Consider the following 12,566-nt stretch of genomic DNA (forward strand, 5'->3'; position numbering starts at 1 on the left):
TATTAGACCCCTCCAGTAATAAAACGTTTGACGATCGGCTCGTTCGACCTGGCCGCCTCGGCGGGCGAACCAAGCTCGATGAATTTACCTTCGTTCATCATGACGACCCGGTTGGCGACCCGCTGCACCGTTTGCATCACGTGCGTGACCAGCACCGAGGTAACCTTCAGCTCACGGGCCAATTTTACCATCAAATTCTCGATCGTAACAGAGGTGATGGGGTCCAACCCGGTGGTCGGCTCGTCGTAGAGGATGATCGTCGGGTTAAAAGCGAGCGCCCGGGCGATGCCGACCCTTTTTTGCATCCCGCCGGACAGCTCTTCCGGCATCAGCTTTTCCGTCCCCTCCATTTCGACCAGCCGCAGTTTTTCCTTGACGACCCTGGCGATCTCCCGCTCGGGCAATTTGGCGTGTTCGCGCAGGGCGAACGCCACGTTCTCGTAGACCGAGAGCGAATCGAAGAGCGCCCCGTACTGGAAGATCATGCCGACCTTTTGCCGCAGGCCGATCAGTCCCTCCTCGTCGAGCTTGGCGATATCCCGGCCGTTGACGGTAACGCTGCCGCCGGTCGGTTCTTCCAGCCTGATCAGCAGTTTGAGCAGGGTGCTCTTGCCGCAGCCGGACGGGCCGATCACCGCCAGCGCCTGGCCGTCGGGGATCTCCAGGTCGACCCCGTCGAGCACCTTATGGTCGCAAAAACTTTTACTTAATTTGTTTAGCTTGATCATTTAAAGAACGCCATGGAAAGGAAATAGTTGAGCACGAACAGGCTGATCAGCGAAGTGACGACCGACGAAGTGGTCGCTTCCCCCACTCCCTTGGCGCCGCCGGCGGCGTTCAACCCCTTGTAACAGGCGACGACGGCGATCACCATGCCGAAGAAAAAGGTCTTGGTCAGCCCGCCAAAAATATCCCAAAGCGTGAGGAGCGAACGGGCAGTTTCCAGGTACTCCACCGGATTGATGTGGCCGACCAGAACAGCGACAAAATAACCGCCGACAAAACCGGTGACGATCGCGCCGACCGTCAGGAGAGGCAGCATCAGGGCGCTGGCGATAAAGCGCGGGATGACGAGGTAGCGGACCGGGTTGCTGCCGAGCGCCTTGAGCGCGTCGATCTGCTCGGTCACTTGCATGGTGCCGAGCTCGGCGGCAATGGCCGCGGAAACCCGCGCCGCAATGACGATGCCGACCAGCGCCGGTCCCAGCTCGCGCGCCATGGCGATCGCCATGACCCCGCCGACGAACTTGCCGGCGCCGAAGCGGACGAACTCGGTGGCGATCTGCATGGCAAAGACCATGCCGACAAAACCGGAAGCGACCAGCGCCAGCGGGACCGACTCGTAGCCGATCTTGACCATTTGCTCCAGCGTCAGCTTAAGTCGGGTTTTCCCGGCCAGGATCCCCCGGATCGTCTCTTGGGCAAGCATCACGACCCGGCCCAGCCCCTCAAAAAGGAGGATCGTTTTATCCCCGACGTTTTCAGCGACTCTTTTGTAGACCATGGTGGATGTTAGCTATGATATCAGAAGCGGTAAGCGATTGCTCCCCGCAGAGCCTGGCGGCCTGGTCGCCGGCTAAACCGTGCCAATAAACGCCGGTCACGGCTGCGTCCCAGGCGGAAAAGCCCTGCCCGGCCAGACTGGCGATCATCCCGGTCAGGACATCGCCGGCGCCGGCGGTCGCCATCCCCGGATTACCGTTTTTATTGATCGCGAACTTCCCGGCCGGCTCGGCGATAACGGTCCGATTACCCTTGAGGACAACGACCGCGCCGAACTTCACCGCCGCCTGCAGGGCGATGCCTTGGCGGTTCGCTTGAACGGCCTCGACCGTCAGACCAAGCAATTTGGCCATCTCGCCCGGATGCGGCGTAATAACAGCCTGGCTGGCGAACGGCTTGAGCAAATCCGGGCTCTTGGTTAACGCTGGCAAAGCGGTCGCGTCAATTATTAATTTAGAATTTAAAGTCAATAATTGATGAATTAATTTATTAATATCTTGCTGTGGATCGATGCCGGGGCCAATCGCGACCGAATCCGGCTGGACCTTAGCCAACTCATTAAGGGAAACAACAATGACTTCGGGCGTAATGGTGTTGGCAAAGTTGACAAGGTCGTCGGGTACGGCCCAGTAAACAAGCCCGGAACCGGTCCGCAAAGCGGCGCGCGCCGCTAGAACGCCGGCGCCGAGCATCCCGCGCGAACCGGCAACGACCAGGACCTTGCCGTAATCGCCTTTATGGCTATCCGGTTTTCGTTTGGGGAGACGCTTTACCATGTGTTAAGGGTGCGGATCTGGGCGGCCATTTGCGAGGTCCTGGCCAGGACCTCGGCCACCTCGGCGCGGGTCATCGCGCGGTTCGGTTCAAAATTCTTACCGCTGAGGAAGGTCAGCCAGCCCGCCTCTTTGGCCGCGGCGATCTCGTTATAAGCCCAGGAGCGGCCGTTAATGTCGCTGAACGGCAGGACGGAAAGCCGCGGTTTGGTCAAACGGTCGAACCGGGCCAGGATCGAGAGCCCTTCGGCCCTGGTCACTTTACTGTTCGGCCGGAAAGTGCTGTCCGGATAGCCTTTGACCAGGTTCTCTTTGACCGCTTCGATAATGTGTTGCGCTGCCCAGTGGGTCGCCGGTACGTCCATGAACCCTTGCTGCCAGCCCGGCTTGATCTCGATCCCCTTGATCCGCATCAGCAGGGCGCAAAGCTCAGCCCGGGTAACGCCCGCTTCGGGCAAAAAAGTGCCGTTCGGGTATCCGGCAATGATGCCGAGCGTCGCCAGGTTCTCGATCGGCGCCTGCGCCCAGTAATCGGGTGTCACGTCGGTAAAACTCTTGAGGCTTAACAACCGGACCTGGTCGGAACCGAGCGGTGCCCATTTATCGCTATACGCCGTGATCTCGATCGTGTTTTTGCCGGGTTTAAGGGGAAGCGCAACGTCGACCTGCTGCTGTTTGAGCGGCGCTTCGAAGCCGCTGATGGTCAGATGGGCGACCTCGCTCTTTAAGACTTTCCCCTGGAAATCGACCCGCTGGCCGCGGATGACCGTTTTATCGGCCGGCTGCAGGGCGAACAGCGCCCCTTTGGGCGTCCGGTCCTTCTTGCCGACGCCGTAAGAGATGGAAAAATAATGGGTATCATTGTCGCCCGTTTGGCTGTATTGGTGGAACGCGTAATCGAAACGGAAATCGTTGAAGTAAAGGCCCAGGCCGAAGGTCAGGTTATTGGAGGCCTCCAGCGCGCCGGAGGTGCCGGTCCCCACCGTTTCCTGGTCGATGCCGGCGCGCAGGTCGAGCAGGTCGATCGGCGACCACTCGATCCCGGTGTGATAAAGCGCCGGGATATTCGGCCTGGTCGGCGTGAAATCTCCGTCAAAATTTAAGCGGACCTCGTGTTTGCCGCGGACCCAGATCCCCTGTTCGCCGAGCAGGTTGACGTTGGCCCCCAGTTTGACGACATGAGGCAAACTCTCTTCCAGTCCGCTCTTCCAGGTGATCTTGCCCCCCATACCGGCCGGCAGGATGTTCTGCAGGACGAGGCCGAACTTGGTAAATTGCAGCGGCCGGTAGTTGATCCCCAGGTCAAGATCGTTGCCGGCGGCGCTCCCGTTCGTGATCCCCTGCCCGGTCATGTCGACGCCGAAGAACTTGAGCGTGCCGCCGACCGGCAGTTCGTAAAAGGTCGCGCCCCAGGAAAGGAGGAACACCCGGTTGTTGTATTCGTAATTCGAACCGGCGCCGCCGGTCGGGATGATCCGGATGCCGTCCACCGCCTCGATCGTCGCGGCGACCGCGGTAAAGCCGACATTACTGCCGACGTAACCGAAGCCGAACGTGCCGTATTTGGTCGGCACGGCTGTCCCCAGGTTAAGATAATTATATTCATTAAGGAATTTGCCCGACATGCTGGTCGCCTGCGGCCGGTTGATCTGGGCAAGCGCGGCCGGATTGGTAAAGATCCCTTCCAGGTCGTCGGCCATGCCGATGTAGCTTTTGCCCATGCCGAGGATCCGGGCGCCGACCCCGATCCGGGTCGGGTCGTTGGCGACTTTGGTCAAGCCGAACGCCAGCGAAGCGACCGTGACCAGCAGGAGTAAAGAAACCGGCAGTTTTTTAATCATATATAACGATATGCCCCTTACCGATCACCTTGCCGCCGGCCATGATCCGGAAAACGTAGATCCCGTTCCCCAGCGCCAGGCCGGAAGTATCGGAAAGACCGTTGAACGCGATGGCGTTATAGCCGGCCATCCCGCCGTTGGTCCCGGTCGCGTACCGCCGGTTCCAGACCGGTTCGCCGGCCGGGCCAAAGATGACGAGATTGACGTCGGCGTCCTGGTTCAGGTTATACGCGACCGTCGTGGTCACGTCGCGGGCGATCGAGTAAGTTGTCGGGTAGACCGAAACCGCGCCGACCAGGGCCGTAGAACTGCCCGCGGCGACCACTTTCAGGCCGGTTACGAGCTTGTTCAGCGAACCGCCCTCTATGTCGTTCGCCTCCACGCTGATGCTGTGGGCCATGACCGTTTCGTCCTCCAGTTCCCCCGCCGGCTGGAAGATCAGAGTGTAATCCCGGTCGGAGTTGGCAACGATATAAGGATTGACCAGCGCGCCGTCGAGGTGCATCTTCAGCGAACTCGCTTCGAGCGAAACGTCGTCGGTAATATTGGCTTTGAACGTCGGCCGTTTCATAACGTAATCGCCGTTCCGGAGATCGGCGTTATTGGCCTTGAGCGAAGCGGCCAGCTTGCCGGCGACGGTGGTGAAGGTCGAACTGAACGCCGTCAAGCTGTTGCCGATCAGGTCGACGGCGCCCGGGCCGATCGTCACGGTATAATTGCCGCTCCGCGCCAGGATCGCCGCCGGCGTAAAGGTCATCGTCTGGCCGTCGCTGCTCCAGCTGAAAGCGCCCGCCGCCGTGGCGACCGCCGTCAGGGTAAAAGCGTTCTGGGCCGCCTCCCGGCTCATCTCTTTGGAGAAGGTGACGATCACTTCGGCGGTAGTCGGGACATTGGTCGCACTACCGGCCGGGACGATCGCCGTCACCGTCGGCCGTACAACGTCGATCGTAAAATCAGCGGCGCTGATCGCCGTCGCTTCCCGGGTGACCTGGTCGACCGCGCTGACCCTGATCCGGCCGCTGGTCGTGGCCAGGGACGGCACGGTCCACTCGTAGGTCCCGGTATTGGTCAGGCCGGATGCTACCGTCGACCAGCTGCCCCCGCCGTCACTGGAGAATTGGATAGTGATCGGCGCGGCTGCCAGGCCGACCGTGTCGGACGCGCTCCACCTGATCGGATAGGTCGCCCCCACCCGCTCGCCGCCGTTGGGCGCGATCACCTCAGCGGTCGGTGGACGGGCGTCAAGCAGGAAGGCGCCGCTTTCGCCGGTGCCAAGCTGGCCGTAACCATCGAGACCGGTAACTTTAATCCTCATGTTCGCCGATTCAAAGGTCGGAACGGTATTGATATAATACGGTTCATTCGTCGGTACGCTGGTATCGATCAGGATGTAATCCGTCCCGCCGTTAAGCGAGTAATAGATCGAGGCGCTGTTCGCCTGGACGCCGTTCGGCCCTCCCATCGCAAAGACGATGGGGGTGGCGGGAATGTTTTCGGTCTTGTATTTTCCACCGGCAACGGGATTGGTTACCGTAACGGTTGGCCCCTCCTGGGTCGGCGTAGTCGCACTAGCCACGCCGGACTCGGAGCTGGCGTCGATCTTCCAGGCCCGGACAAAACGGTTATAAGTACTGCTGCCGGTCATCCCCGCTTCGACCGTCGAGGCGACGCCGTGCGGCGCTTCGGCCACCACCGCGCCGGTCTCGGCGCTGACCACCTGGTAAACGGATTCCCAGGTCGTGTTGCCGGTCCAGCTCCAGCGGACCGTGTTGGCCGATTCGGCGGTGCCGACCAGGCCGGTCGGCGCTGCGGGCGTGACCGTTCCCCAACCGATAAAATCGTCGTAAACTATGTAATCGGAGACTTTTTGCCCCTGCCCGACCGGATTAAAATAACGGCCGCTCGCCCGGTTATCTTCCGGATCGTACGGCCCGGTCGGTTCGCCCCAATCGGTCCGGTTAAAATAATGCATTGTGCCGCTGTTGTTATTATAGATCGCGTATTTAGTCTCCCGGTCGCCATAGATCGACGCGTTCGCTTCAATGGTGCCGTCCGTCATAACGACAGGGCCGGCACCGGTGATCAGCAGGCCGTAACCGCCGTTGTTAACTATCGTATTATTGGCGCCCGAAATGGGACCGCTGGTCGTATGCTGGATCGCGTCGCCGGTGCAATTGGCGATCTCATTGCCGCTGATGTAGGTCGTATAAAAAGGCTGAGAGACCATGATGCCGTTGCTGTTGCCGAGCGCGCCGCCGGCCGCGGTCACCCCGAACCGGTTATTATTGATCTGCGTATTATCGATGTTGTAACCGACGACCAGGCCGAAACCGGTATTGCCGGAGATCAGGTTGTTCAAGACCTGATTGCCGCTATTGGACGCGCCACCCGCGTTATAGCAGGACATCAAGATGCCGCCCACGGAATTCGGCAGCGCGCCTGATCCGTTCTTGTTCAGGCCGATATAATTTCCCTGGATCGTGTTAGAGTTCAGCGCCGTGGTATAGCTGTAGGAATCGTAGCCCAGCACGACGCCGTAGCCGCCGTTGCCGGAGATGATGTTCCGCTCGCCTTCGGCCGTGCCGCCGATCGTATTGAAATTGGCGGTCGTCGGAAAGATCATCACACCGCCGTAGTTACCGACACCATAGGAATTATTGGGGATCATCCCGTAACCGGAAGCGTTGGTCCCGATGTGGTTCCCTTTGACCGAAAGATAGTCACCGTGCAGCTCCACGCCGGAATTAAAATTGCCGGAGATCACGTTCCCCTCGCCCGTCGCGCCGCCGCCGATATCGTTGTACATTCCGCCCAGATAAACACCGTACATGTTCGGCAAAGCGCTGTTGGAGGTCTTGTCCACGCCGACATAATTGCCCAGGATCCGGTTATACGCGGTGCCGGACGCGGGATAACTCGGGCTGCTAACGTTTATGCCGTAATTCTGGCCGGCGATCACGTTGCGCGCTTCCAGCGTGGCGCCGCCGATCAGTTGGTAGCTCGAATCGGCAAGATAGACACCGTAGTCCGTATAATATGAACCGGAATACCCGGGCAGGATGCTGGTCCCGTCGGCGTCGGTCCCGATCAGGTTCCCTTGGACCGTGTTGCCGATAAGCGAATAATTGAGATAAACATTGATATTGTTACAGCTGATCAAGTTCCCGGCGCCCTCCTGCGTTCCGCCGATCATACAGCCGTAGGAATTATAGGCGTATATGCCGATCATATTTTGCAGGCGGCCGGTCCCGGCCTGGTTCGTGCCGATCCGGTTCCCCCGGATCTCCGCGCTCGACGTGTTCATGACCTGGATCGCGTAATAGGCATTGCCGGAGATCACGTTCCCCTCGCCGCTGCCGCTCCCGCCGATCCGGTTGTAAGGCGCTTCCAGCTTGATGCCGTTATAATTACTAAGATAATCCGTGCCGGTCTTGTCTGTGCCGATATAATTACCGATCAGCCTGTTGTTCTGTGACGTGCCGGAAGCGCATATGCCGAAATAATTTGAGCCGGAGCCGTTGCCGGAGATGATGTTCCGCTCGCCTTCGGTCGTGCCGCCGATCGTGTTGTAACTGGAATTGTTGACGTAAACCCCATGATAATTGTTGGGGATGGGGCTGTCTCCCAGACAATTGGTGCCGATATAGTTCCCCTTGACCTCGTTGCTGGTTCCGCCGTATAAATAAAGGCCGTACCGGGTGTTGCCGGAGATCAGGTTACCCTCGCCGGCATTTCCGCCGCCGATCTGGTTGTAAGGCCCTTCCACCCTGATCCCGTTATAGTTGGCCAGAGCGTATGTCCCGTTCTTGGTGGTGCCGATGTAATTGCCAAAGACGCGGTTGTGTTGAGCGGTTCCCATGATCCAGAGGCCGTAATAATTCGAGGTGCCGTTACCCGATATGACGTTCCGCTCCCCTTCGGCGCTCCCGCCGATCAGGTTCAGGTTCGCATTAGTAATATATACCCCGGCGTAGTAATTGGCGATAGCCGTGATCCCGTCGGCGTCGGTCCCGATGTAGTTCCCCTTGACCTCGTTGCTGAGCGCGGTCGTGCCCATGATCTGGACGCCGACGTTATTGCCGGAGATCAGGTTCCGTTCGGCTTCCGTCGCCCCGCCGATAATGTTGCTGAAGCAATTCACGCCGTCGCCGTAGAGGTTGACAGCCGCACCGACAGCGCTTGCTACGGCGCGGCTGCCGGTCCGGTTAACGCCGAGATAATTCCCCTTGATCAGGTTGCCGATACTCCCGGTACATTGAATCCCGCAGCTGTTATTGCCGGAGATCAGGTTCCTGGCTTCCGTGGCGTAGCCGCCGACCAGGTTGTAGTTGCCGTGGAGCCAGATGCCGGCGATCGCGGTCGTGGTGTCAACCTCGCCGGTCGCGTCGGTGCCGAAATAACAGCCGCGGATCGTGTTGTAATCGGTGCCGCAGTCGATCGTGTAGCCGCCTTTGTAGTAACTAAAGACCATCCCTTCGATCGTATTACCGTTAGAATAGAGCGCGATCCCGGGGCTGCCTTCGCTGACCTCCGAGGAAATAACGATCTCCGGCCCGTAAGGATTGGTATTGCCCTGGTTAATGGTCTGGGTGGAGCCGTTAATATAGATGTTAGGGTTGCTGACCACCAACGAGGTCATTAATTTAATGATCCAGGCGTGACCGCCGGGGATCGCTTCGTAACTAAGGTCGGTGGCCGGGATATTGAACTCGATGATCCGGCCGGAAGTGGAAGAGGTTATCCCCTCGCGCAGGGACCCGGCCCCGGAATCGTTACAATTGGTTACGGTATAAGTATCGGCCGGCGAACTTGAGGTAAAAAACAGGACAAGCGCCAACGCACCCAGGAGCAATCTCGCTCTCATGATGAGAAATTATAACAAAAATAGCAACAACTATGCAACTTTTAATTTTCCAGTACGACGAAAGCGATCGCCTGGTCGCGGCTGTGGGAGAGGGAAACGTGGATCTTCTTGTTGACCCGCCCCTTGACGGCGATCAGCGGTTTGCCCCGTTTATCGTTGACGACCTCGACATCAAGCCAGCCGACCCCTTTGTTCGAGCGGCCGAACCCCCTGATCCCCGTGCCGAGCGCCTTGGAATAGGCCTCTTTGGCCGCGAAGCGGACCGCCAGTTCGGGATAACGGTAGCTTTTCAGCAGCTGGCAGTAGAGGATCTCGCTCGGGGTGTAGACTTTTTGCAGGAAACTTTTGCCGTGCTTCTGCACGGCTTTCTTGATCCGCCCGATCTCGATGATATCGACGCCGACGCCGGTGATCATTAATAAACGGGTGTTACCCAGTCGGCGTACTTGGGGTTGTCGCCGCGCGCGGCGGCAAAGTAGAGGCTCTGCAGTTTCATGGTGACCGGCCCCGGCTTGCCGCTGCCGATCCGTTTTCCGTCGACGTCGACGATCGGCGAGACCTGGGCGCCGGTGCCGCAGAAGAAGAGCTCGTCGGCCGTATAAAGCTCGTCCTGCTTGATCTGCCGTTCCGCCGTTTTGACCCCCAGCTCTTTCTCCGCCAGCGTCATAATGCAGACGCGCGTGATGCCGGGGAGGATCGTTTCTGAGAGCGGCGGCGTGATCAGCTTGCCGTCCTTGACCACAAAAAGATTTTCCCCCGAACCTTCCGCCACCGTTCTCTGGTGCGACAGGAGGATCGCTTCGTCGAACCCTTTTTCCAGCGCCTCGGCCTTGGCCAGCGACGAGTTGAAATACGCGCCGTTGATCTTGGCCCCCTGCGGCGCGGACTTCTCGGATATCCGCCACCATTTGGAGACGCAGACCCTGATCCCCTTGCTAATGTCGAGATAAGCGCCGAACGGCGACACGAACATGCAGAAATCCTCTTCAATGCCGGTCAGGCCCAGCCCGATCTTCTCCTGCGATTTGTAGTAGATCGGCCGGATGTAGATGTCTTCCTTATAGTCGTTCTTCCGGCAGAGCTCGAGGGTGATCTTTTCCAGTTCCGACAACGAATACTTGACGGAAGAATGGAGCGCCAGTTTGGTCGACGTCTCCAGCCGCTGGTAATGATCGCGCAGCTTGACGATGTACATGTTGCTCTTTTCGGCGTTCCAGTAGCCGCGGATCCCTTCGAACACGCCGGTCCCGTAGTTGAAAGCGTGGGTCATGATCCCGATCTTCGCTTCGCTGAACGGGACGATCTTGCCTTTGAAGAACGCGTACTTCATTTACATGGCCTCCGGTGCCTTGATACCCAATAATTCTAACACATTTCGCAGCGTGATTCGAGAAGCGTCGACCAGGACCAGCCGGGCGGGATTGCCGATCACCCGGCATTTTTCGTAAAAGTGGTGGAAGACCGTGGCCAGCTCCTTGCCGTATTCGGTCACCTTGTGCGGCTGGCGCAGCCGCGCGGCCCCCTCGACCACGTCCGGCCAACTGATCAGCTTCAGCATCAGCTCCCGCTCCGCCGGTTCGGTCAGGGTGGACAGGTCGGCTTTGCCCCGGCGTTCTTCCTCCCCCGCCTTCTTGATGATGCTGCAGATCCGGGCGTGCGCGTACTGCACGTAGTAGACGGGGTTGTCGCTGGACTGCTTCTTGGCCAGCTCCAGGTCGAAATCAAGGTGCGAATTGACGTCGGTCGCGGCGAAGAAAAAACGGGTCGCGTCGGCGCCGGTCTCGTCGATCACTTCCTGCAGGGTGACCATCTCGCCGGTCCTTTTCGACATCCGGACCGGTTCGTCGCCGCGGTAAAGCGTCACCAGCTGGCCGATGATGATCTCCAGCTTCTCCGCCGGCAGGCCCATCGCCGCGACCGCCGCCTTGACCCTTTTCACGTAACCGTGGTGGTCGGTCCCCCAGATATCGATCAGCCGGTCAAAACCGCGGGCGTATTTGTCGAGATGATAGGCAAGATCGGCCGCAAAATAGGTCGGCGTCCCGTCGGCCCGGACCAGGACCCGGTTCTTGTCGTCGCCCATCTCCTGCGACTTGAACCAGACCGCCCCCTCCTCCACCATCGTCTTGCCGTTCTTTGCCAGCCGGCCGATCGCTTCTTTAACTTCGCCTTTGGCGTGCAGGTCGCTCTCGTTAAAGAAGCGGGTAAATTCGACGCCGAGCTGTTTTAAGGTCGTTTTTTGCTCGCTGAGGATCGAACTGAGGCATTCTTCCTGGGAGTTTCCTTTGACGTCCTTAATATAGGCCCCGCCGTAACCGTTCTCCGGGACCGGTTGACCGCTCCTTGCCGCCTGGACCGATTCCCAGAGCTTGTCGACCTGGTTGCCGATGTTATTGACGTAAAATTCGGTCTCGACGCCGTAACCGGCCGCTTTGAGCAGGCGGGCGATGGCGTCGCCGATGACCGCCCAGCGGCCGTGCCCGACGTGCAGCGGGCCGGTCGGGTTCGCGGAAACGAATTCGAGCAGTATTTTAGTCCCTAGTCCCTTAGTCCCCTTTCCCCAGGCCCGATCCTTCGCAATGATCCCCAGAACGCTTTGTTGAATAAATTGTTCGTTCAAAAAGAAGTTGATGAACCCCGGTTTGACGACCTCGACCCGGTCGAACATGTCGGATTTAACGCGGGCGGCGATCGCCTCCGCCAGTTCAAGCGGTTGGCGGGATAAACGGCGGGCGCAAACGATCGCGGCGTTGGTGGCGTAATCCCCCAGCTCCCGCCGGGGCGGGATATCTAGCTTGACGCCTTTGGTTTCGTTAACGCCGAGCTCTGTGAGCGCCTCGGCGACCAGCAGTTCTAGTCTTTGCAGCAATCAGAGTCTCCGCCGCAGCAGCCGCCCATCTTCCCTTTTATCTCCTGGAACTTATCTTTCCCCTTTTCCACCGCGTCCTGCAGCTGTTTGCGGGAATCTTCCCCTTTTTGCGGGGCAAAAAGCAAGCCGGCGACCAGACCGAGCAACCCACCCAAAGTGACCGTTTTCAGGAAACCACCCATTTTACCCATCTTATTTACCCTCCTTGCCGAAAAAGACCTGCAGCGCTTTCTTCAGACCGCCGAGGAACGCCACCATGGTCGAGCCGTCCTGCTCCTGGAACTTTTTCTTCGCGCCGCCCAGGCCGCCGACGACCAGCGTCACGATATCGAGGACCGAGGCGACCGCCAGGAACTTGTTCTTGACCTCGTCGGTCATTTTGCGCAGGTCGAACAGGATCATGACCAGCTGGACGGCGCCAACGATCAGGGCAATGACCAGCAGGATCACGCAAAAGATCAGGGCGTTGACCAGGTAGACTTGCACCATTATTATTCCCCCTCTTTAAGCGACTTCGCGATCTCTTCTTTGCCGGCTTCGAACGCCTCGGAGAAACGCTCCACCACTCCATCCAGGCCGACTTCGCTCAACATCTGCTGGAGAGCGGCCCGCGATCTGGCGCCGGCGGCCGGCGCGAACAGGACACCGAGCGCCGCGCCGATCATGCCGCCGAGCAGCAAACCTTCCAGTAGATTGGAACCGTGCCGTTCGCTCAT

The 12,566-nt window shown here is 59.1% G+C and carries 11 protein-coding genes; all 11 read right to left on the bottom strand.

Annotated features, from left to right (window positions below; translation table 11 throughout):
- Nucleotides 1–2 precede the first annotated feature (2 nt).
- The 11 genes from WC529_07520 to WC529_07570 are packed head-to-tail and all read right to left on the bottom strand — an operon-like array spanning nt 3 to nt 12,566.
- A complete protein-coding gene (locus WC529_07520) occupies nt 3–728 on the bottom strand; it encodes an ABC transporter ATP-binding protein (GenBank protein MFA5114125.1) in 726 nt (241 codons plus the stop codon).
- Nucleotides 725–1,504: an ABC transporter permease gene (locus WC529_07525; GenBank protein MFA5114126.1), complete on the bottom strand. Its 780-nt coding sequence runs from the start codon at nt 1,502–1,504 to the stop codon at nt 725–727. Before WC529_07525 ends, WC529_07520 begins: the two co-directional genes overlap by 4 nt.
- Nucleotides 1,482–2,279 carry an NAD(P)H-hydrate dehydratase gene (locus tag WC529_07530; GenBank protein ID MFA5114127.1) on the bottom strand — a complete coding sequence of 266 codons (798 nt, stop codon included), beginning with the start codon at nt 2,277–2,279 and terminating at the stop codon, nt 1,482–1,484. Before WC529_07530 ends, WC529_07525 begins: the two co-directional genes overlap by 23 nt.
- A complete protein-coding gene (locus WC529_07535) occupies nt 2,273–4,117 on the bottom strand; it encodes an S-layer homology domain-containing protein (protein MFA5114128.1) in 1,845 nt (614 codons plus the stop codon). The genes WC529_07530 and WC529_07535 overlap by 7 nt, the downstream gene beginning before the upstream one ends.
- The gene (locus tag WC529_07540) at nt 4,110–8,981 is read right to left on the bottom strand and encodes an Ig-like domain-containing protein (GenBank protein ID MFA5114129.1); all 4,872 of its coding nucleotides are present in this window, start codon (nt 8,979–8,981) and stop codon (nt 4,110–4,112) included. The genes WC529_07535 and WC529_07540 overlap by 8 nt, the downstream gene beginning before the upstream one ends.
- A 41-nt stretch (nt 8,982–9,022) precedes the next feature.
- Complete coding sequence (gene acpS, locus WC529_07545) at nt 9,023–9,397, bottom strand: holo-ACP synthase (GenBank protein ID MFA5114130.1); 375 nt, start codon at nt 9,395–9,397, stop codon at nt 9,023–9,025.
- Complete coding sequence (locus WC529_07550; protein ID MFA5114131.1) at nt 9,397–10,311, bottom strand: branched-chain amino acid transaminase; 915 nt, start codon at nt 10,309–10,311, stop codon at nt 9,397–9,399. The genes acpS and WC529_07550 overlap by 1 nt, the downstream gene beginning before the upstream one ends.
- Nucleotides 10,312–11,850, bottom strand: coding sequence for an arginine--tRNA ligase (gene argS / locus WC529_07555; GenBank protein ID MFA5114132.1), 1,539 nt, complete (start codon nt 11,848–11,850; stop codon nt 10,312–10,314). It lies immediately after the preceding gene.
- A complete protein-coding gene (locus WC529_07560; GenBank protein ID MFA5114133.1) occupies nt 11,835–12,041 on the bottom strand; it encodes a YtxH domain-containing protein in 207 nt (68 codons plus the stop codon). Before WC529_07560 ends, argS begins: the two co-directional genes overlap by 16 nt.
- Nucleotide 12,042: 1 nt before the next feature.
- The gene (locus WC529_07565) at nt 12,043–12,339 is read right to left on the bottom strand and encodes a hypothetical protein (GenBank protein ID MFA5114134.1); all 297 of its coding nucleotides are present in this window, start codon (nt 12,337–12,339) and stop codon (nt 12,043–12,045) included.
- Between the two features lie 2 nt (nt 12,340–12,341).
- Nucleotides 12,342–12,566 (bottom strand): hypothetical protein, encoded by a 225-nt coding sequence (locus WC529_07570; protein MFA5114135.1) that lies wholly within the window; start codon nt 12,564–12,566, stop codon nt 12,342–12,344.

Source organism: Candidatus Margulisiibacteriota bacterium (genome assembly GCA_041650855.1).
Classification (GTDB): Bacteria; Margulisbacteria; WOR-1; order O2-12-FULL-45-9; family XYB2-FULL-48-7; genus JALOPZ01.